Here is a 20,373-nt window from a genome sequence, read left to right as displayed (position 1 = left end):
CTGACCGAGGTCACCACCACAGAGCTGAGCGTTTTCAGGGGAGCGGCAGGGGTACCCAGGCCGGATGGAGCATGCGCACGTGGTGGTTACCGGTGGGGCAGGATTCTTGGGGAGTCACCTGTGTGAGCGACTGCTCGCGGACGGGCATCGAGTGACCTGCCTGGACAGCCTGCTGACCGGCACGCCGGCCAATATCGCCCACCTGATGGAGCGGCCCGAGTTCACCTTCACGCGTTGCGATCTGACCGGGTTCGTCCACGTCGCGGGCGACGTAGACGTCGTGCTTCACTTCGCCAGTCCGGCGTCCCCGGTCGACTACCTCCGGCTGCCGATCCAGACGCTCAAGGTCGGTGCGATCGGCACGTGGCACTCGCTCGGCCTGGCGAAGGAGAAGAACGCCCGGTTCCTGCTCGCCAGTACGTCGGAGGTGTACGGCGACCCGCAGGTGCACCCGCAACCCGAGACGTACTGGGGACACGTCAATCCCATAGGTCCGCGCGGGGTGTACGACGAGGCAAAGCGCTATGCCGAGGCGCTCACCACCGCTTATCGGGGCAGCGAGGGCGTTGACACGGCGATAGTCCGCATCTTCAACACTTATGGACCGCGGATGCGGCCCGACGACGGCCGCGCGATTCCAACCTTCGTCCGGCAGGCACTGGCCGGCGATCCGCTGACGGTGGCCGGTGACGGCAGCCAGACCCGGTCGGTGTGCCATGTCTCCGATACCGTCGACGGCATCCTCCGGCTCGCGTTCAGCGATCATGCCGGGCCGATCAACATCGGCAATCCGGACGAGCGCTCAGTTCTATGCATCGCTCAGGACGTCATTGCCGCGACAGGTTCGGACTCGACCATCGAGTTCGTGGACCGCCCGGTCGACGATCCCGGCGTACGACGCCCGGACACGACGCTCGCCACTCAGGTCTTGGGCTGGAAACCCACGGTCGACTGGCGGGGTGGACTCATGTCGACGGTGGCCTGGTTCCGGCAAGCTGTGCCCGTGCCGCGGTCAGCACCTCGGTGACACTGATTCGCAACAGCCCTTCGTCGGGCCGGTCGGCATGCGGATCGCCCACGCGGCTGCCGTGATAGAGCACGGTGTGCAGGTCGAGGTCGATCGCAGGACCCCACCACGTAGGCGGAACCGGCCCGAACAGTGTCACCGACCGAACACCGAGGGCTGTGGCCAGATGCGCGATGCCGGTGTCGCCGCACAACACCAATGCCGCCGACGCGACGCGCTCGGCCAACTGGTGGATACCCAGTCGCCCGCTCAGGTTCTCGGCCCCCGAGGCCACCGACAATGCCTGGCACAACTCGGCTTCCGTTCCGGTCAGTACGACGTGATGCCCGTCGGAGCGCAAGTGAGCGGCGACGTGCGCCCACCGCGTGACCGGCCACCGCCTCGCCATACTCGCCGCGCCCGGATGGATCACCACCGCCCGATCGCTCGCTGCGGTGATCGGCAGCCGCAGGTCCGCCGCATCGCATGAAGCGCCGACGCTGGCAACGAGACGGCACCATCGACCCACCTCGTGCTCGTCGACGAACCATCGGCAACCCGCGAGGTGACCGGCGGCCGCAGAGTCGAACGCGATCAACTCGCGAGGTGCCGCAGCCTGCAGCAACTGATGGCTCTGCGGCCCGCGCCCGTGCAGATTCACGGCCACATGGGAACCCAGCCGGCGTCCGGGCGGTCGCCCAGACAGATCAGTCGTCGACACGACGCCGTCGACCACCCCGAGACTGGCAAGCCAGTTGGACACCGGCTCGGGCCCGGCCAGAAGAAGCAGGTGGTCGGCGTACCGGCGTCGAAGACCGCGCAACGCGGGGACACCGGTCAGCGCGTCACCCAGACCGAGGGCGCGCAGAGCGAGGAGAGCCGTCACGGCCAGGAGGGCTCGACCGACGGACAGACCACGAGTTCGCGGATCTCGACGCCGTCGGGTTGGCTCAGCGCGTGAATGACGCTCTCCGCAACGGCTTCCGGATCGTTCAGCATCGCGTCGTCACCAGGTTTGTACTGCTCCGGTCGCCCATCGAAGAAGGAGGTCCGCATCCCGCCCGGCACCAGCATGGTGACACCGACCCGTCCCGCTGTCTCCACCGCCAGTGCCCGGCTGAATCCGGCCACGCCGAACTTGGACGCGCAGTAAGCTGTGGCGTCGCTCAGCGCCCGTAGACCGAGGGTGGAGGCGACGGTGACGATCCGCCCATGGCTCCTCTCCAACCGTGGCACCGCCGCCCGCGCGACCGCCGCCGTACCGATGAGGTTGACCTGGATCACCCGAACCCAATCGTCCAGTGACACGTCCTCAATCCGGCCGCAGGCGTCGATTCCCGCAGCCGTCACCACGCCGGTCAGTCCGCCGATCGCGTCCTCGGCCGCGGCGAGGGCCGGTTCGGCGGCGGCAGGATCGGCGAGGTCGACCTCGATCCACGGCACATCGTCCGTTGACGGCTTGTGCCGGTCGAGCGCGATCGCCGTTCCACCATGTTTGCGCACGGCTGCGACCACGGCGGCACCAAGTCCGCTGGCGCCACCGGTGACGACCACTCGGGCCAGGCTCATCAGGTTCTTCCTTCCAAGATCGAGGTGGTGGATCGTCCCGGCAGGTACGGAACGAGCACGACGCGGCCGCCCCAGCTCCTGACGACCGGTGCTTCAGGCAACATCTCCTCCGTGTAGTCGCCACCCTTGGCCCAGACGTCGGGCCGCAGTTCATCGAGCAGCTCGCACGGGTCGTTGCCACCGAACACGATGGCCGCGTCGACGCATCGCAACGACTCGAGCACCCGGCAGCGGTCCTGCTCCGGGTTGATCGGGCGGTCGGCGCCCTTCAGTCGTTGGACGCTGGCGTCGGAGTTGACCAGAACGATCAACGCGTCGCCCAGCCGCCTCGCGGCCTCCAGACTGGCGATGTGGCCGGCGTGCAGAACATCGAAGCAGCCACCGGTGGCCACCACAGTGCCACCGGCCGCATGGACGCGGCGAATGACCGCGGCGGCATCCACCCCCGATGCTGCTCCACCGACAACCGCCTTGGCGCTGACGCCTCCGGCGGCGAGCCAACTGGCCGTGTCGTCGACTGCAGCCGCGATGGCGGACCGGGCCGTCGCACCTGCTCCGAGCTTGACTGCCGCCGTACCGGCGAAGCGATCGCCGGCGCCGCAGGCATCGCCGGAGTGGTTGAACGGTGCCGGCGCGAAGAACGGCGGCGTGCCCCCGGCTGCGGTGAAGACACCGGCCCCGCCATCCGTGACCGCGACAGCCCAGGCCTGCCACCGGTCGCGAAGCTCGGCCGCGAGCACGTCGAGTGGTGCCGACGGGTTGCCGCTGAAGTGACGGGCCTCGGCCCGGTTGGGGGTTGCGAGGGTCAGCCCGGGCACGAGCGCGGCGCCGCGCGGGTGCGGGTCCCACACCATGGCCCGCTGGGGGGCCCACCGGCGCAGCACCCGATGGACCTCCGGATGGCTGACCACACCGCCGGCGTAATCCGAGACCAGGACTGCGTCGGCCTGGTCGAGCTCTTCTTCCAGGGCAGCGACATCACACGCGTCGTCGAAACCGTCCGGTGTCTCGATATCCAGCCGCAGCAGCGACTGCCCGGCGCTGCGTATTCTCGTTTTGCACCGGGTGCCGGCGGAGCCCAGAATCGCCGTCACCGGCACGCGTTCGGTCAACAACGCGGCGAGTCGCTTGGCGGGCTCGTCATCGGCCAGCGCGGTCGCCAGCCGGACTTCGACGCCCTCCCGTGCGAGCAGGACGGCCGCGAGACCCGCACCGCCGGCACGCTCGCTGGTGCCTTCGACCTGAACGACAGGAACAGGCGCGTCGGGACTCACTCGGTGTACGTCGCCTTCGATGTCACGGTCGAGCATGACGTCCCCGACCACCAGGACCCGTATGGTCATCGGCTCACCTTCTCGAGGTCGTGCGGATCGACGGTGTGCAGATGGCGCTCGACCGCCGAACACAAGGCGTGCACCGCGACAAGCTGGACTTCCTGTACGGCGGTGGGCGCCGGGGACTCGACCGCGACGGCCCGGTCTGCCGCGGCTGCCAGCGGATTCGGTCGCGGTCCCGTGAAAGCCCAGACCTGAAGTCCACCGGACCGCGCCGTCGTGGCGGCCGTCAGCAGGTTCGTGCTGTGGCCGCTCGTGGACAGCAGCAGCAGGACGTCGCCTGGACGCCCGTGCGCTCGGACCTGGCGGGCAAAGATGTCGTCAGGACCGAAGTCGTTGCCGATCGCCGTCAGGCTCGACGTCTCGGCGTGCAGAGCGATGGCGGACAGCGGGGGCCGGTCCGGCGCCTCGAAGCGGCCGACCAGCTCGGCGGTCAAGTGCTGTGCCTCGGCCGCGCTCCCACCGTTGCCTGCAGCAAGTAGTCGGTGGCCGCTCGACAGGAGGTCGGCCAGCTCACGGCCACAGGCATCGATGGTCGAGTCCTGGCGTTCCAGGCTCACCAGTCCGTCGTGTAGATGCACGAGATGTTGGGTGAGCGATCCGAATCCTGCCATCAGCGTGTCCTGCCCGTGGGCAGCGGCGCCATGATGCGGCTGTAGACGTCCTCGGTCTCGGCCGCAACGGTCGTCCAGGTGTATCGCTGCGCCACCCTTGCCGCGCCGGCGCGGCCCAGCCGTCTACGCAGTGGCGGATTGCCGAGGAGCTCGGCGAGCACTGCGGCCAGTCGCTCGGGATCTTTCGGCGGGACGTGGATGCCGGTGACGCCGTCGACAACGGTATCGAGCAGGCCACCGACCGCGGCGGCGACGACCGGCCGGCCGCAGGACATCGCTTCCAGCGGCACGATGCCGAATGGTTCGTACCAGGGTGTACACACGACCACGTCAGCGGAACGGATCAGCGCGGGTATGTCGGTCCGGGACACCGCACCGACCAGGTGGACTCGATCCGCCACCCCGAGACGCTCCGCTTCCGCACGCAACCGCCGTACCTCAGGATCATCCTCGAAGACGTCAGTGGGGCCGCCGGCGACGACGAGCTCCGCTCGAGGAAGCCGGCTGACGGCCTCGAGAACGGTGTCGACACCTTTGCGTTCGACCAAACGGCCGAGGGAGAGGATGCGCCCGTCATGGCCGTGCCACCAGTGATCCTGCGGCAGCGAGGGCTTGAAGATTTCCACGCCACAGGGAACGACGTGCAGCGAACCAGCGGGTGCTCCGAGAGCCAGTAGCTCACGTACTTCGTCGGTGGCGGTCGCGATGACGGCGTCCGCCTCGGACGCCAACCGAGCCTCGAATTCCACCCGCCGGTGTGGACTGGTGTCGGCGGCACCCTGGTGGCGGCGTTTCACCACACCGAGGGCGTGGAACGTCTGCGCGAGCGGAAAGGAAACCGCGCGGCGCGCCTCGAGGCAGGCGACGCCCGACATCCAGAAGTGAGCATGTACGACGTCCGGGGGATCCTGGGACCAGCGCTGCCCGATCCACTGCCCGAACGTCTGCATGTACGGCAGCAGGCTGTCCTTCGGAACCTGCTGGGCGGGTCCGGCTGGTACATGGACCACGTCAACGCCTGCGCCCAACGGCACGCGCTCCGGGCTGTCGGGGTCATCACGTCGCGTGTAGATCTCGACCTGATGACCGCGGCCGGCGAGTGCCTGGGAGAGCGCCGCCACATGGACGTTCTGTCCACCCGCGTCGGCACCGCCGAGTACGGCCAGCGGGCTGGCGTGCTCGGACACCATCGCGATTCTCATCGGCAAACCTCCTTCAGCATGCGGTCCCAGTCGTCGAGGAACCTCGGCAGCCCGAAATGAGCCAGCGCGTGTGCTCTCGCCGCGAGACCGCATCGACGGGCCTCGTCGGGGTCCGACAGCCAGCGCGACGCGGTGCGCGCCAGTAGATCGAGCCTCGAGGTGACGACTCCCGTCTCGGGCGGGACAGCCTCCGGTGCGGCAGTGGCCGCGACGACGAGGACGGGCATGCCCAGCGTCATCGCCTCGATCAGTGCCAAACCGAGACTGGTCCAGCGGTACGGGTGCAGGTATGCGAAGTGCATCGCCATCCGCCGGTGCAACTCGTCCTGGGACAGCGAGCCCGTGACGGCCAGTCCGCGGTGGATCCGCGCGGACAGCTCCTCCGTACCCAGGCCGTAAACGCTGACCGGTACCTGCTCGGCGATGGTGGCGACCAGATCCAAACCCGCGACTCGTGACCGCCGGACGGGTTCGTTGATCGAGACGACGAGTGAGTCGAGGGTTCCGGTGTACTGGTACCCGTAGTCCGGAACACCGTGCTCGATCACCTCTGCGGGCGCGAGACCGTTGTCCCACATCGTCCGGTTGAACTCTGTCACGTGCACGATGGGGATGTCGCCGCGGTCGGCCAGCGGGTGACGCCAGTCGTTGACATCCCCCCTTGGTGTGTTGTGCTCGACGTACACGGCAGGTCGGCCGTTCCGGCCGAGTGCATGGCCGGTCCAGCGGTGGAAAAGCTCGAGTTCGTGGGGGCGCTGAAGAACGACCACGTCGAAGTCGGTCCGCCGAAGCTCTTCGGGGGTCAGCTCCCGCACGGAGTCGGGCCACGGGTATGTCTGCGCGCGTCCCATGCCGTCCGGTCCACGATCCGACAGCACCGGGACGTAGTACTCGTGCGCGCCTTGGACGAACGATGTCATCCAGGCCGCGTGGACATGCCATGCCAGGATCCTCATGCGGCGACCTCCTCGATCAACGTGCGAGTGGCAGTGACCACTTCCTCCGGCGCCACGTCGTCCAGGCAGGGGTGCCCGGGGATCGGGCAAACCCTCGCTCGCGAGGCGCGGCACGGGGCCTGCTGGTCGCCCAGGACGACGGAGGGCACCCGCCAGGGCGCCCATTGGTCAGCGGGCACGACGGGGGAGAAGAGCGACACCACCGGGGTTCCGACGGCGGCGGCGAGATGTGCGGGACCAGTGTTCCCGACGACGACCACGCGGGCGGCCCGCAGCAGCGCCGCCAGTTGCCGGTAGCTGGTGCGGCCGCCGAGATCGACCGCGTTGCTTCCGGCAACTTTCGCGGTCAGGTCCCGTTCAGCTGCCGAGCCGGTGACCACGACCCTGTTCCCATCGGCCGCGAGGGCCTTGACCATCGCTGTCCAGTGATCCGCGGAGGCGGTCCTGGCGGGCACCGACGCACTGGGATGGACGACGATGAACGGCCCGTCGTCAACGGCCGGCAGAGCATCCTTGATCATCAGCCGGCCGTCGTCACCGTTCGGCAGGTTGTAGCCCAGCGCCCTCACCAGTGCCAGCGAGCGCTCGACCTCATGACCGCAGGCGGCCCGGTGCCGCAGATCCAGGAGTGATCCCGGGTAGTCCTCCGAGTCGGCGGCGACGAACTTGATACCGGCCATACGCAGGATCAGGGCCATCGGCAACGGGCTCTGGTGGTACGACGTGAGCACGATCGCCGCGCCGATATGCTGGATCGCCAGTGCATCGATCAGCGTGTTCACGCTGCGCCGGTCGACCTGCGGCGGATCGAAACCTGTCCACGGGCACGGCCAGACGTACACGTCGCGGACACCTGGTAGCAGCCTCGCTGCTTGTTCACCTGAGGGCGCCACCAGCAGCACGACCCGATCGGTCGCCGCGACGGCCCGGACGGCGGGGCCGGCCAGCAGGACGTCGCCGTCGTTGTCCATCCGGATGATCAGCACGGTTCTCATCGACGCCGTCCGTTCTCCAGTACGTGGTCGACCGCGGCGAGGAGATCTGGCCGCACGATGCGGGCCGCCCGCACCTCGTCTGCACGGGTCTTCTCGTTGGGCACCAGCACAGAGCGAGCCCCCGCGGCTTCGGCGGCGGCGACATCGGAGCCAATGTCGCCGATGACCACCACGTGGCTCGGTGGGACGCCGAGGTCTGCAGCCGCTGCCAGAACGAGTCCTGCCGCGGGCTTACGGCAGGCGCAGCCGTCGGCCTCCGAGTGCGGACAGACCTGCCAGGTGTCGAACGGACCGAGCAACTCGTCGATCCGTCTGTTGACCGCGGCAACCTCTTCGGCAGTGATCAGGTCTCGGCCGATCCCGGACTGGTTCGTGATCACCCCGACAGCCAGTCCGGCCCGCTTCAGCCTGCGCAGTGCTTCGTGAGCCTGTGGCACGGGGTGCACCTGATCGGGATCGCCGTTGTAGGGCACGTCCTGGATGAGCGTTCCGTCTCGATCGAAGAGGACGGCGCTGACATTTCCCGTCCAAGCCTTACTGCCGCGATGCCGCCATGATCCACGCGCGCGATGCCAGACAGCAGCGAAGGGCAGGACGGCAGACGTGACCGCCATTCGAATAACCTCGTCTGAGGTCCGCGGACCGGGCATGATGCGACGCCGGGCGAAGTCGGCGGTCAGAAGGACCCAGATCGCGGTGGCTTTCCTGGTGATCAGGACAGCAGCGGCCGCGCAGAGCACCGTCGCGACGTGCCACTCGAGCCGGCCCGGTGGACACTCGGCCAGGGTGCGCCAGCGCCGGCCATGGGCGGCGCGCATCAGCGCGTCGTCGGCATTGCCGCGTTGCACTTGGACGCTGATCCAAAAGCCCTCGTTGCGCACGGGATGGATCACGTGCCGGTGTCCCTCGACAAGCCTCCAGCCATGGCGCCTCATCCGCAGCGCCAGATCGGCATCTTCGCGGAAAGCCCTGGGGAACCGCTCGTCGAATCCGCCCACCTGCTCCAGCGCGGCGCGGCGATACGCCATGTCCGCGGTAGCCCATCTGGCGCGTTCAAGTCCCGCCGTACTGCGTTCCCAGTCGGTAGGCTTCGCCGAGGTCGGTACCTCGATCACACCTTGTACGCCGGCAACGCGGTCGTCGACCCGCCGAAGATCGTCGTACAGCGCAGAGAGCCAGCCCTCAGGGAGTCGTACGTCGTCGTCCAGGAAAGCGATCCACTCGGTGTCTGCCGCTCGCCAGCCGACGTTGCGGGCGGCGGCCGGACCTCGGCCGCCGGAGCGCAGTACGCGGTGAGCACAGGTCAGCGGACGGTCCGGATCCGGGCGGTCGTCCACCACGCAGATCGTTGCCTCGTGCAACTGTTGCGATGCGAGATCGGCGATCAGATTCGTCAGGCAGCTACGGCCGATCGTCGGGATCACGATGGTGAGGCCGCTCAACGGAACGCTCCCGCCCGCCGTACGACATGAGGGCCGATGACAAGCACGTCCGCAGGCGTCGAGCCGAACAGCTCGAGCGCATCCGACGGGCTGTCGACCATTGGGCGTCCGGCGGTGTTGAGACTGGTGTTGACCAGAACTGGTAGCCCGGTGCGCAGCTCGAACTGATCGAGAAGCCTTGCCAGCAGCGACTCGTCCGCCGGGTCCACCGTCTGGATGCGCGCGGTCCCGTCGACGTGGACGACCGCCGGGATCCGTTGCTGCCAAGCTGGTGAGACGTCGTGCACGAAGAGCATGTAGGGGCTGGGGAGTGGGCCGTCGAAGATCTCGGCGGCGCGGTCTGCCAGCACCAGCGGCGCGATCGGCCGGAACTGTTCGCGGCCTTTGATGTCGTTGAGACGCTCCAGGTTCTTCCGACGCCCGGGATGTGCGAGCAACGAACGATGTCCGAGGGCACGTGGTCCGCACTCCGACCTGCCTTGATACCAGGCGACAATCCGGTCGTCAGCCAACTCTTGTGCGATCACTGCCGCCAGGTCCGTGGGTGTCTCGAAGGGCAGCGCGGCCTGCTCGAGTCGTGCCCTCAGTTGCTCGTCGGTCCAGCCACGCCCGAGTGCGGGTGTTCGCATCGGTTCGGGTCGTCCGCTTGCGGCACTCAGTTGAAGGGCGGCACCCAGCGCCGTACCAGCGTCTCCCGCGGCAGGCTGGACCCAGACGTGGTCGTACGGACCCTTACGGGCCAGGACCGAGTTGGCTACACAGTTGAGGGCGGTGCCGCCGGCCATGGTCAGCGCCCGTGTGCCGGTCTGCTCGTGCAGCCATGTCGCGAGCTCGAGCATGACCTCCTCCAGCCGTCGCTGCACGCTGCAGGCAAGGTCCGCATGGGCGCCTGTGAGTTGGTCGCCAGGTTCGACCTTCGGTGCGTACGCCGACCAGTCCACCTTCGCCGTCCGGAATCCGCCGTCATCTGTCGTCCGGACCAGTTCTCGGAAGTCGGCAAGGTGGCGTGGCTTGCCGTAGGAGGCATACGCCATCACTTTGTATTCATCGCTCGAGCGGAGGAACCCGAGGTGGTCGGTCAGGTCCTCGTACAGCAAACCGAGCGAGTGGGGCAGCTCCTGTGTGGCCAACACTTGCAGCTCTGGTCCGTCGTACCTGCCCGCCAGATGCGAGGCCCGCTCGCCCCGGCCATCGAGAACGAGGCAGGCGCTCTGCTGGTACGGCGCTGCCAGGCCGGCGGACGCGGCATGAGCGACATGATGCGGCACGAACGTCCCCTTGGCCGGATCCAGGCCGCGCAGAGCCGCGCTGAGAAACTTGGGCGCACGGCGGGCGTAGTCGGTTCGCACCCGATCGCCGGGGTCGGACACGCCCAGTTCGGCCAGGTCGACACACAGCGCGGGGTCGAACGAGTAGCCCACCACGTCGATGTCCTCGGGCCGAAGGCCGGCCTCTTGGAGGCACCATCGCATCGCCTGTTCGGGCAGTTCCCACGCCGACCACGGCACCGGGCGCTTTCCATGCTTGCGCCGGCTGAACCGCTCTTCCTCTGCCGCCGCGACGATCCTGCCGTCGACGACCAAGGCCGCCGACGGATCGTGGAAAATCGCGTTCACCCCCAGCACCCGCATCGTGTCCACCTCCTCGAACGAGACGCGTAGGTACCCCGCAAAGCGCCTCCTACACGTGGAGTAGCGCTGATTTCGACCGCGGCTGACAAACATCGGACGCTTGGCGACATGGAGGTTTGTTGAGGCTCTGTTGGGCTACCTAGGCAGCCGATCAGAAGAAGGCGTCAGATGACATCCACCACCAATCAACCGCTCGGACTGTCTGTTTGGCTGCGGGTACCGGGCGTCTGGTTTCAGTGGTGTGGTACGGACAAGTGCCATTTCAGGAAGTCCTTGTTGCGCAGAGATGCTGCGCCCTCTGGCATGAGCAGGCCACCCCCTCGACGCATGTCGCCGTCCTTCTCGTACGGCGGATCAACCGCGGGTCTCGCAAAGTCAATCAATGCTCCTGGAAGGAGCCGTCACATGACGCATACGACGAATCATCGGGTGGACGCCGAGAGTCCACCAGCAGAAGGCGTGACCGAGGCTGCCCGGGAGGAAGCCGGGCAGCTGAATGAGACGTCGGTCGAGGCCACTCGCCAGGTTGCGGGGACCGTCAAGGAGAAGGCATCGGACGTGACGTTGGATGCCCGTGAGCAGGCCCGGCGGCTGGCCAGCCAGACGCGGGAGGAGTTGGTCGGGCAGGCTGGCCAGCAGGAGGAACGGGCCACCAACGGCCTTCGTTCGGTGAGCGACGAGCTGCGCGGGATGGCCGAGCACGGTGAATCCGGCCTGGGGGCTCAGCTGGCGCGGCAAGGTGCCGACTTCACGGATCAGGCCGCGGACTTTCTACAGAAGCACGAGCCTGGCGACTTGCTGGAAGAGGTCCGCGGTTTCGCGCGGCGCAAGCCAGGCACGTTCCTGCTGGCAGCCGTGGCCGCCGGCGTTGTAGCCGGCCGCCTCACGCGTTCCTTGGCAGCAGGCGGCACCGGTACGCCGAGCAACACCGGCTCGCCGAGCGGCGTCGGTATGCCGGAGCAGTCGGTCGGAGGGGCTGCCGCCGACGACTATCTCGTCGCACCGCCCCCGGCACCGGTGAACGCCCCACCGGTCGCGCCGACCTCGGCGCCACCTCCGGCGCCCACGCCGGTAGCGCCCGACCCGGATCCGGGAGCACCGGTCACGCCCAGGATCGGGCCGGGATCGAACGAGGCGCTGAGATGACCGTCAGCGGATCACCACCCGACAGTGGTCGGGCGCGGCTGTCGATGGACGAGTCGGTCGGTGAGCTGGTCTCCCAGCTGACCACCGATCTGGGACAGCTGACCCGCCAGGAGCTGGCGCTGGCCAAGGCCGAGCTCCAGACGGAGGCGAAGAAGGCGGGCAAGGGCGCGGGCATGCTCGGCGGCGCGGCCTTCGCCGGCTGGCTGATGGCCCTCTTCCTTTCCTTCACCGTGATGTGGGCTCTGGACGAGGCAATGGATCTCATCTGGGCAGCGCTTATCGTCGCCGCTATCTGGGCGGTCGTCGCCGCCGTTCTGGCGGCGAAGGGACGCAAGGAGCTTCAGGAGGTCAACCCGAAACCCGACGAAACGGTCGAATCACTCAAGGAGGACGCGAAATGGCTGAAGACCCGGAAGAGCTGAAGCGGAACATCGAGCAGACGCGGCGCGACGTGGGCCGCGACGTCGACGCCCTGACGGAGAAGGTCAGCCCCAGTCGCGTCATCGGCCGGCGGGTCGACCGGGCCCGCGGCGGGGTCCACCGGCTGAAGGAGCACGTGATGGGCTCGGCGGAGTCGGTCGGCGGATCGATGAGCGACACCGCGGGTTCGGCAGTGTCGACGGTGCAGGACGCGGGTAGCAAGGTCGGTGACGCTGTCGGTTCAGCACCGGACATGGCTCGCGCGCGGACCCGCGGTACGCCGCTGGCCGCCGGCATGATCGCCTTCGGGGCGGGGTGGGTCGTGGCCGCCGTACTCCCTGCTTCGACGCGGGAACGCGAGCTGGCACGGCAGACCAAGGACAAGGCGATGGAGGCCGCCGGTCCTGTGAAGGAGCAGGCCGCACAGCTGGCCCGAGAGGTCAAGGAAAATCTACAGGAGCCGGGCCAGCAGGCGGTCGACAACGTCAAGCAGTCCGCATCTCAGGCAGCAACCGAGGTGGCGGACGAGGGCCGGTCGGCGGCTCAGCAGGTGGCGGACGGCGCGAAGGACTCGACGGACAACGTCCGCCAGGCCGGTACCTCGGGCTGATGAGCGGCGAGCGACGGCTGGACGTTCCAGGAGTGGATGCCGACAAGCCGACGGAGATTCCGGCGACCGGCTGGTGGCAGGTGATCCGGCGAGCCTGGGCTGAGGCCAAGGCCGACCAGGTTCCGCTGCTTGCGGCCGGCGTCGCGTTCTTCGCGTTCCTCTCGCTGTTTCCGGCCGTCGTCGCCGCGGTGCTGGCCTACGGGCTGGTTGCGGATCCGGCAAAGATCCGCGACCAGGCCAAGGACCTGACCGCAGCCATGCCGGCGTCAGGACGCGATCTGCTGCTCCAACAGCTCGACGCTCTGACCTCGGCGCCGCGGCAGGGGTTGGGGATCGGCGTCGCGGTCGCCGTGGCGGCCGCGCTGTGGAGCGCGTCCGGAGGCGTGGGGTACCTGCTCACTGCGGTGAACCTCGCGTACGACGAGGAGGAGACGCGCGGGTTCGTCCGCCGGAAGCTACTGGCTCTGGGCATGACCCTGGGCGCGATCGTCTTCGTCCTGCTCGCGGTCGGCCTGTTCGCGGCCGGCGCGGCGATCGGGAACGACGTGGCAACGCCAGTTCGGATCCTGCTGGAGGTGGCACGACTGGCACTCGCCGTTGTTCTGATCACGGTGGCGCTTGCCGTCATTTACCGGCTGGGGCCGGATCGGGACGCGCCGCGCATCCGCTGGGTGTCCACGGGAGCCGTCATCGCCACCGTCATCTGGCTGATCGCATCGATCGGCTTCTCGATCTATGTCGAGACGTTCGGCAACTATGCCAAGACGTACGGCAGTCTGGCCGCGGTGGTGGTCTTGATGTTGTGGCTGTGGCTCACCGCGTACGCCGTACTGCTCGGAGCCGAGATCAATGCGGAGGCCGAGCAGCAGACGGCGCGGGACACCACGAAGGGGGAGCCTCGTCCTCTCGGCGAGCGAAACGCCGTCAAGGCCGACTCCGCCCCGCGGTCGTAGGTCAATTGCTCTCGTTCGCGTTGAGTGCCTGGCCTGTACCGGTGGTCGTCGGCGTGGATCAGGGGAGTGGTCGGCCGCCGGTGGCGCCGATGCGTTCGCCGGTGATGTACGTGGAGTCGTCGGAGGCGAGGAAGACGTAGGCCGGTGCGAGTTCGGCGGGTTGCCCGGCGCGACCGAGTGGGGTGTCGGCGCCGAATTCGCCGACCTTCTCCGCCGGCATGGTGGCCGGGATGAGAGGTGTCCAGATCGGGCCGGGTGCGACGGCGTTGACGCGAATGCCTTTGGGTGCAAGCTCCTGTGCCAGTCCCTTGGTGAAGTTGAGAATGGCGGCCTTACTGGTCGCGTAGTCGAGCAGGTTCGGCGAAGGTTCGTAGGCCTGGATGGAAGTGGTGTTGATGATCGCCGATCCTTCCGACAGGTGTGGAAGGGCAGCCTTGCAGAGCCAGAACATCGCGTAGACGTTGGTCTTCATGACCTGGTCGAACTGTTCGGTCGAGATGTCGGCGATACTGTCGCGGGACATCTGGTAGGCGGCGTTGTTGACCAGGATGTCGAGCCCGCCGAGCTCTTCGACGCACTGGTCGACCAGTCGTCGGCAGTGTGCCTCGTCCTGGATGTCTCCGGCCAGTGAGGCCGCCGTACTCCCGGCGTCTCTGACCAGGCGGCAGGTCTCGCGGGCGTCGGCCTCCTCGGCGGCAAGGTGGGAGATCATCACGTCGGCACCTTCCCGGGCGTAGGCGAGGGCGACCGCACGTCCGATGCCGGAGTCGCCTCCGGTGATGAGGGCTCGTCGCCCGGCGAGCTTGCCGTTGCCTCGGTAGGTCTGTTCGCCGTAGTCGGGCTCGGGGTTCATCGCGGCGCTGTGCCCGGGGTGCTCCTGCTGATCGGGCTCCTGCTGCTCGGGTCCGGGGTACCGGTTGCGCGGATCTGTGCTCATCGTCTGCCTTCCGTCGTCCGGCACAGGCGGCTCCCGACAGGCGTCCGCCTTGGACCGGGAGCCACCCAGCACGAACTCGGTCCGTGCGCGCTTTGGGTACCCGCGCCGCCGCGATCCATGCATCCCTTCAACGGCGACTGTGCGAACGAGGACAGCCCAGCACACACATCGCCGAGGGAGAGCGAGCCTTCGCGACAGTTCGATCGGCTAAGAGTTGCGGCCCTCGGCCAGCAGCGCCAAACGTTCGAGAGTCTCTGCATTACGCAGGTGCAGGACAGGGTCGATCACCGCGTCCGGAATGAGTGTAGCCGGCCCTTTCGAGGTGTGTTCACGCATGATCAGGTGGCACTGGCCGTCCTGGTCGTTCGCCACGAAGTCGACAATTCCTTCACCGGTCGGCCAGGCGCGGACCTTCAGTCGGAGCAGGCGCAGGGGCTCGTACTGCTCGACCGTGGTGGCGTCATCGATGAGCAAGGGCCAGACGCCGACGGAGTGGTGGATGCTGTGCCCGGGCTGTGGCCAGCCGGCCTCGACGTCGCGGATTCGAGAAGCGCCGACCACCCAGGACGCGTAGCTCCATCCGTCGGTGAGTACGGCGAAGACGTCCTCGACGGACGCATGGATCAGACGCTCGTTCTCGCTCATTCACAACCGGTACCCAGCGAGCAACCGCTACCGGTTCGCCGTCGGCATTCGGGGTACCAGGGGGCATGAAAGCTTTGACATGGCAGGGAAAGCGGAAGATCGAGTATTCAGATGTACCGGATCCGGCAATACAGGAGCCGACGGACGCCATCATCGAGGTCACGTCGACCGGGATCTGCGGATCGGACCTCCACTTGTACGAGGTGATGGGCCCATACCTGGAGCCAGGTGACGTGCTGGGGCATGAGCCGATGGGCATCGTGGTCGAGACCGGGGCGGAGGTGACGAACCTGACGGCGGGAGACCGGGTGGTCATTCCCTTCGGGATCGCCTGCGGCCGCTGCTACATGTGCGACCGTGGCTTGCAGTCGCAGTGCGAGACCACCCAGGTTCGTGACGAGGGGATGGGCGCAGCGCTCTTCGGCTACACGAGACTCTATGGGCAGGTGCCCGGCGGTCAAGCCGAGTATCTGCGTGTGCCGCAGGCGCAATACGGGCCTATCGTGGTGCCTGCCGGCCCGGCGGACGATCGTTTTGTCTTCCTGTCCGACGTGCTGCCGACCGCCTGGCAGGCAGTCGAGTACGGGGGCGTGCCGGATGGTGGAACTTTGGCGGTCATCGGTCTCGGACCGATCGGAGAGATGGCGGCCAGGATTGGGCTGCACCGCGGGTATCGGGTCATCGGGATCGATCTGGTGCCTGAGCGACTCAAGCGCGCCCAGGACCGCGGCGTCGAGATCCTCGAGTACTCCGACGAGGTCGCCGAGCAGGTGCACCAGCTCACCGATGGTCGTGGTGCGGACTCCGTGATAGATGCCGTCGGCATGGAAGCGCACGGATCGCCGAAGGCGCAGGCCGCGCACAAGCTTGTCGGACTTCTCCCGGATGGGATCGCCGAGAAGATGATGGAGACTGTCGGTGTTGACCGGCTTGCGGCGTTCTACCTCGCGATCGAGCTGGTCCGCCGCGGCGGCACGATCTCGTTGAGCGGCGTGTACGGCGGTGCGGCCGATCCGCTGCCGATGTTGACGATGTTCGACAAGCAGATCCAGCTCAGGATGGGGCAGGCCAACGTACGTCGGTGGGTCGACGACATCCTGCCGCTGTTGAGTGACGAGGACCCACTAGGTGTCGACGGATTCGCGACTCATCGGCTTCCGCTGTCAGAAGGCCCGGCGGCTTACGAGATGTTCCAGAAGAAGCAGGACGGTGCTGTGAAGGTGCTGTTGACGCCGTGACCCGAGTCGTCGTGGTAACCGGGGCCTCGAGTGGTATCGGACTCGCGACAGCGCGGGCGTTCGCTCGGCAAGGCGCTCGGCTGGTGCTGGCCGGGCGCTCGTCGGACAGCCTCGCGGTTGCGGCGAGGCTCTGCACGGCCGACGGCGGCGACGTACTGGCCGTGCCGACGGACGTGTTGCAGGCTGCGGAGGTCGATGCGCTGATGGAGGCTGCGGAGCGGCGCTTCGGAAGGGTCGATGTTGTCGTCCACGCCGCGGCAGTCCTGGCGTATGGACGGTTCGAGGACGTTCCGAGCGACATCTTTGACCAAGTGGTCTGTGTCAACGTCCGGGGCACGGCGAACGTCGGACGCTCGGCTCTGCACGGATTCCGGCGCCAAGGGGGTGGCACGTTGATCGTGGTCGGCTCCTTGCTGGGGATGATCGCAACGCCGTACCTGAGTGCGTACGTCGCCAGCAAGTGGGCTGTCCACGGTTTGACCCGCTCGTGGCAGATCGAAGTCAGATCCGATCCCGGGGTCGAGGTCGCGCTCGTCTGGCCGGGGTCGGTGAACACCCCTGCGTACTCGCAGGCCGCGAACTATGCCGGCCGGATCGGTCGTCCGCCGCCTCCGATCGATCCGCCGGAGAAGGTCGCTCGGCGGATCCTCCGTCTGGCCGACCGTCCCAGCCGCTCGGTGTCTGTCGGGGTGGCAAACGGCCTCACCGTGTTCGGTTTCCGCAACCTGCCTGCGTTCTTCGACGTCCTGGTGACTCCGCTGATGAGGGCCGGAGCGCTGTCTCGCGAGGAGATCGGCCCGCACCCGGGCAACGTCATGGTCCCCTGCCCAGCTGGCGACGGAGAGTACGGTCGCTGGGGGCGGCATTGGCTGCGGGCCATAGGCGGTACAGCGGTGGCCTCCGTTCTGGTTGCCGCCGGCTGGAAGACGGTTCGCAGTTAGCGGGCGTGGAGGAGTGCGGCGCGGGCTGCGTTGGAACCACACGCCGTGTACTCCACCTCCAGGGTGAGCCGAGGAGGAGGCGAGGTAGAGCGACTTGATGGCCGTTTCGGCCCGGCCTAGGCCAGGCATCGGGCGGAGTACGAGTTCTTGCCTCAGGCCCGAGGTCCCGCCGTTGACCGCGCCGCCGACGAGGTTGCGTCGCGCCGCTCCAGCTCCGGCGATGTGAGAACCCGGCGGGCGGTGATCCTGTCGGTGAAGCCCGGGGCGTACTCCTCGATCTTAGTCTCGATCCGTTCGGTCATCGCCGCAGTGTCCGCGGGATCCCAGTCGCCGTTGATCCTGCCGCGGGGCATCGCCGCGGATCCGTTGCGGTACGTGCGTGTAGGCCCAGGCCGACTCGGTGCCGGCCGGAGAACGGCTCGGATCGGCCGTCGTCGGGGTCCCACTTGAAGAACCGCAACCGTTGCCAAACGTGCGAGGGCAGGTCTTGCCGTGGGATCAGATGACAGTAGAGAGCAGGTGCCGGGACGTCGGCGAGAATCGCGCGGCTGGCGGAGTACTCTCTGCCGTCGGCAGTCCGTACTGCGACGGCCCGGCCGTCGCGGATGACGATCTGGTCGACACGGGGCCTGGCAAACGATCGTGCCGCCGCCGGCCGTGAAGCGGTCGGCCAGTGCCTGTGACAGGCGTCCGGCGCCGCCGCGGGGGACAGGGTATCCGTACTGCTGGGCGATCATGACCAGCAGCCAGCCCATCAGTCCCGAGCCCGGGGTGGTCGGCGCGATGTCCGCCTGTTGGGAATTGGTTGCTACCAGCAACTTGGCGGCTTCGCCCGCGAACTGTTTGTCGCCGACGGACCGAACCGGGCCGATGAGAAGCCGCAGCCGCTTCAGGCCCCGCGGGCCCAACAGGTGGCTGAGCAGATCGGTCCCCGCTCGGATGGGAGGAAACGGGGTAAGGAGGGCTTCGGTGATCGCTGGGCCGACGCGTTCCCAGTCGGAGGACAGGTCCAGCCAGGCATGCCCATCGCCGGGGGTGTGTGCGTCCAACGCGTGCGCGGTGTCGGCTGGCTATCGGTCGCCGCCGGGAATGATCTGTTCGGCCGCCATCCATGCGGTGATCTCGGCGTGGTGCTCGTCCTGGTACTGGACGAGGCCGTGCCAGCCGGACGTCTGGTTGTCACAGGCGATAAGCCATCCGGGACGCCAGGCACCGTGCACCCACACACTCACGTGAGCCGGCAGCTGAAGGTGATCCAGTCGGTGTAGATCGTGGTCGGGTCGATCGTCGGGGCTGTTGCGCTGCGCGCTCATGAGGCTTGAGTGGTTGCTGCCGAGACGGCGGTCGGGTGGCGTAGTTGCTGGCCGACTTCGTGCATGTGGCGCAGTCCTTGGGCGTAGGAGTCGACGATGCCGGTGGACAGGTAGGGGACTCCGACGTGCTGGCAGTAGGCGCGGACGGCGCCTTGGGCGTGGCGCAGGTTGGCGCGGGGCATGTTCGGGAACAGGTGGTGTTCGATCTGGCAGTTCAGGCCGCCCATCAGCCAGTCGGTGACCGGGTTGCCGTTGACGTTTCGGGATGTGCGGACCTGCTTCTCGAGGTGTCCCCATCGGGTGTCACCGTCGGGCATCTCCATGCCCTTGTGGTTCGGGGCGAAGACGCTGCCGAGATGCAGCCCGAACAGGGCATGGTGGAGTACGGCGAAGACGATCGCTTTCTGGGGCGACATGATGAGGAGGAGTCCACCGAAGTACCCGGTCAGGTGGACGGCGATCAGGCCGAGCTCGAGTGTGGCTTCGCGGCGCCGCCGGCGGCCGAGCAGGTAGGTGATGCTGGAGATCTTCAGGCTGATTCCTTCGAGGGTGAGCAGCGAACACGCGGCCGGGACGCCGGCTCCCGACGGCGCGACCCCCGACCAGCCCTACTACACCGTCCACTACGACCTGGTGCTCGCCACCACCGAGGAGGCGCACTGATCACCACGGATGTGCTGATTGTCGGCAATGCCCCGCGGACGGTGCCGCTTCGCTGACCTGTCCACGTACGGCGTCGACAACCTCGTGGCACCGACAACGGACCGAAAGTCCTTGGTAGGCGCGGGGTCAGCTGGGCGAGGTCGACGGTGCCGGCCATGGCGCCAAGGTGTATCCCTCGGCGGTGGTTCCGCCCTGGACATCTTCGACGTCGCTGTGCAGCGCGTCGAGGAAGAACTCCCACGACCGGCGCCTGTCGAGCCGGGCGAGAACCCAGGAGTGCACCAGGCGGGAGAGTGTCGACCCGTGCGCGGTCCGGCTCAGGTAGTACTCGATGGTTCGGGGAATCTGGTCGGCGGGATCGAACGAGTAGCCGAGCCGTTCGAAGAGCACCGTGAGCTCCTCCGCGGAGAGCAGGTAGAACAGCATGAGCGTGTCTGCCTGCTTGGAGATCATGTAGCGGTTGGGCGTATCACCTTCGGCCTCCAGGATTCGGTCGAGCCGGTGAATGTCGCCGTACCGGCGCTGGTCGCCGTCCCAGTCCAGGTCCTCCAGCTTGCTGTAGCCCTCGAACTGGCTGATGATCCCGTCGGCGTGGAACGGGACGTACAGCTGCGGCTGATGACGTCCCAGAGCTCCAGCTCCCCGGCGGTACGAGCTGATGCGATCGCCGAGGGCAAGTTGACTGCGCTGGCGGGTCGCAAACCGCGGTCGGCCGGTGCAGTCCTCAATGACAAAAGGCGGCACAGAGCGTGCCGCCT

Annotated in this window: 22 protein-coding genes; 7 read left to right on the top strand and 15 right to left on the bottom strand. The window is 67.7% G+C overall.

Annotated features, from left to right (window positions below):
* The first annotated feature begins 64 nt into the window (after positions 1-64).
* On the top strand, positions 65-1,027 hold the full coding sequence (locus EV643_RS18910) for a UDP-glucuronic acid decarboxylase family protein (protein ID WP_133801400.1): 963 nt from the start codon (positions 65-67) through the stop codon (positions 1,025-1,027).
* On the opposite strand, the gene EV643_RS18905 is transcribed toward EV643_RS18910, so the two are convergent.
* The 9 genes from EV643_RS18905 to EV643_RS18865 are packed head-to-tail and all read right to left on the bottom strand — an operon-like array spanning position 966 to position 10,749.
* Positions 966-1,892, bottom strand: a complete 927-nt coding sequence (locus tag EV643_RS18905; protein ID WP_202869613.1) for a glycosyltransferase family 9 protein — start codon at positions 1,890-1,892, stop codon at positions 966-968. The two genes, EV643_RS18910 and EV643_RS18905, sit on opposite strands and share 62 nt — an antisense overlap.
* On the bottom strand, positions 1,889-2,575 hold the full coding sequence (locus EV643_RS18900) for an SDR family oxidoreductase (protein WP_133801398.1): 687 nt from the start codon (positions 2,573-2,575) through the stop codon (positions 1,889-1,891). The genes EV643_RS18905 and EV643_RS18900 overlap by 4 nt, the downstream gene beginning before the upstream one ends.
* Entirely contained in the window at positions 2,575-3,918 is a 1,344-nt protein-coding gene (locus EV643_RS18895) for a PfkB family carbohydrate kinase (protein WP_133801397.1), read from the bottom strand. The genes EV643_RS18900 and EV643_RS18895 overlap by 1 nt, the downstream gene beginning before the upstream one ends.
* The gene (locus EV643_RS18890) at positions 3,915-4,523 is read right to left on the bottom strand and encodes a D-sedoheptulose-7-phosphate isomerase (RefSeq protein WP_133801396.1); all 609 of its coding nucleotides are present in this window, start codon (positions 4,521-4,523) and stop codon (positions 3,915-3,917) included. Before EV643_RS18890 ends, EV643_RS18895 begins: the two co-directional genes overlap by 4 nt.
* Positions 4,523-5,725 carry a glycosyltransferase gene (locus EV643_RS18885; protein WP_133801395.1) on the bottom strand — a complete coding sequence of 401 codons (1,203 nt, stop codon included), beginning with the start codon at positions 5,723-5,725 and terminating at the stop codon, positions 4,523-4,525. The genes EV643_RS18890 and EV643_RS18885 overlap by 1 nt, the downstream gene beginning before the upstream one ends.
* Complete coding sequence (locus EV643_RS18880; RefSeq protein WP_133801394.1) at positions 5,722-6,681, bottom strand: glycosyltransferase; 960 nt, start codon at positions 6,679-6,681, stop codon at positions 5,722-5,724. The genes EV643_RS18885 and EV643_RS18880 overlap by 4 nt, the downstream gene beginning before the upstream one ends.
* A complete protein-coding gene (locus EV643_RS18875; RefSeq protein WP_133801393.1) occupies positions 6,678-7,676 on the bottom strand; it encodes a glycosyltransferase family 9 protein in 999 nt (332 codons plus the stop codon). The genes EV643_RS18880 and EV643_RS18875 overlap by 4 nt, the downstream gene beginning before the upstream one ends.
* A complete protein-coding gene (locus EV643_RS18870) occupies positions 7,673-9,118 on the bottom strand; it encodes an HAD-IIIA family hydrolase (RefSeq protein WP_133801392.1) in 1,446 nt (481 codons plus the stop codon). Before EV643_RS18870 ends, EV643_RS18875 begins: the two co-directional genes overlap by 4 nt.
* On the bottom strand, positions 9,115-10,749 hold the full coding sequence (locus EV643_RS18865; RefSeq protein WP_133801391.1) for a carbamoyltransferase family protein: 1,635 nt from the start codon (positions 10,747-10,749) through the stop codon (positions 9,115-9,117). The genes EV643_RS18870 and EV643_RS18865 overlap by 4 nt, the downstream gene beginning before the upstream one ends.
* Positions 10,750-11,154: 405 nt before the next feature.
* On the opposite strand from EV643_RS18865, the gene EV643_RS18860 reads away from it, so the two are divergent.
* Genes EV643_RS18860 through EV643_RS18845 form a run of 4 tightly spaced genes read left to right on the top strand, consistent with a single transcriptional unit; the run spans position 11,155 to position 13,878 of the window.
* Positions 11,155-11,895, top strand: coding sequence for a hypothetical protein (locus EV643_RS18860; protein ID WP_133801390.1), 741 nt, complete (start codon positions 11,155-11,157; stop codon positions 11,893-11,895).
* Positions 11,896-11,939: 44 nt separating this feature from the next.
* On the top strand, positions 11,940-12,317 hold the full coding sequence (locus EV643_RS18855) for a phage holin family protein (RefSeq protein WP_238165660.1): 378 nt from the start codon (positions 11,940-11,942) through the stop codon (positions 12,315-12,317).
* The gene (locus tag EV643_RS18850) at positions 12,293-12,925 is read left to right on the top strand and encodes a DUF3618 domain-containing protein (RefSeq protein ID WP_133801388.1); all 633 of its coding nucleotides are present in this window, start codon (positions 12,293-12,295) and stop codon (positions 12,923-12,925) included. The genes EV643_RS18855 and EV643_RS18850 overlap by 25 nt, the downstream gene beginning before the upstream one ends.
* On the top strand, positions 12,925-13,878 hold the full coding sequence (locus EV643_RS18845; protein ID WP_133801387.1) for a YihY/virulence factor BrkB family protein: 954 nt from the start codon (positions 12,925-12,927) through the stop codon (positions 13,876-13,878). Before EV643_RS18850 ends, EV643_RS18845 begins: the two co-directional genes overlap by 1 nt.
* Positions 13,879-13,936: 58 nt before the next feature.
* Here EV643_RS18845 and EV643_RS18840 read toward each other — a convergent pair whose 3' ends face one another.
* The gene (locus EV643_RS18840; RefSeq protein ID WP_133801386.1) at positions 13,937-14,815 is read right to left on the bottom strand and encodes an SDR family oxidoreductase; all 879 of its coding nucleotides are present in this window, start codon (positions 14,813-14,815) and stop codon (positions 13,937-13,939) included.
* Positions 14,816-15,022: 207 nt separating this feature from the next.
* A complete protein-coding gene (locus tag EV643_RS18835; protein WP_133801385.1) occupies positions 15,023-15,460 on the bottom strand; it encodes an SRPBCC family protein in 438 nt (145 codons plus the stop codon).
* A gap of 65 nt (positions 15,461-15,525) precedes the next feature.
* On the opposite strand from EV643_RS18835, the gene EV643_RS18830 reads away from it, so the two are divergent.
* Together EV643_RS18830 and EV643_RS18825 are read left to right on the top strand one after the other, a co-directional pair.
* On the top strand, positions 15,526-16,698 hold the full coding sequence (locus tag EV643_RS18830; RefSeq protein ID WP_133801384.1) for an alcohol dehydrogenase catalytic domain-containing protein: 1,173 nt from the start codon (positions 15,526-15,528) through the stop codon (positions 16,696-16,698).
* The gene (locus tag EV643_RS18825; protein ID WP_133801383.1) at positions 16,695-17,639 is read left to right on the top strand and encodes an SDR family NAD(P)-dependent oxidoreductase; all 945 of its coding nucleotides are present in this window, start codon (positions 16,695-16,697) and stop codon (positions 17,637-17,639) included. The genes EV643_RS18830 and EV643_RS18825 overlap by 4 nt, the downstream gene beginning before the upstream one ends.
* A gap of 152 nt (positions 17,640-17,791) precedes the next feature.
* On the opposite strand, the gene EV643_RS44190 is transcribed toward EV643_RS18825, so the two are convergent.
* The 4 genes from EV643_RS44190 to EV643_RS18810 all read right to left on the bottom strand — a co-directional run bounded on the left by EV643_RS44190 (position 17,792) and on the right by EV643_RS18810 (position 20,359).
* Complete coding sequence (locus EV643_RS44190; protein ID WP_166665487.1) at positions 17,792-17,941, bottom strand: hypothetical protein; 150 nt, start codon at positions 17,939-17,941, stop codon at positions 17,792-17,794.
* Positions 17,942-18,709: 768 nt separating this feature from the next.
* On the bottom strand, positions 18,710-18,952 hold the full coding sequence (locus EV643_RS18820) for a hypothetical protein (protein ID WP_133801382.1): 243 nt from the start codon (positions 18,950-18,952) through the stop codon (positions 18,710-18,712).
* The gene (locus tag EV643_RS18815) at positions 18,949-19,461 is read right to left on the bottom strand and encodes a fatty acid desaturase family protein (RefSeq protein WP_370452317.1); all 513 of its coding nucleotides are present in this window, start codon (positions 19,459-19,461) and stop codon (positions 18,949-18,951) included. The genes EV643_RS18820 and EV643_RS18815 overlap by 4 nt, the downstream gene beginning before the upstream one ends.
* A 280-nt stretch (positions 19,462-19,741) precedes the next feature.
* Positions 19,742-20,359: a hypothetical protein gene (locus EV643_RS18810; protein WP_202869612.1), complete on the bottom strand. Its 618-nt coding sequence runs from the start codon at positions 20,357-20,359 to the stop codon at positions 19,742-19,744.
* Positions 20,360-20,373: the final 14 nt, after the last annotated feature.

The sequence above is a fragment of the Kribbella caucasensis genome (genome assembly GCF_004361855.1).
In the GTDB taxonomy this organism is placed as follows: Bacteria; Actinomycetota; Actinomycetes; order Propionibacteriales; family Kribbellaceae; genus Kribbella; species Kribbella caucasensis.
Note: the sequence above shows the minus strand (reverse complement) of the source record. Positions and strands in the feature narration are given on the sequence as shown.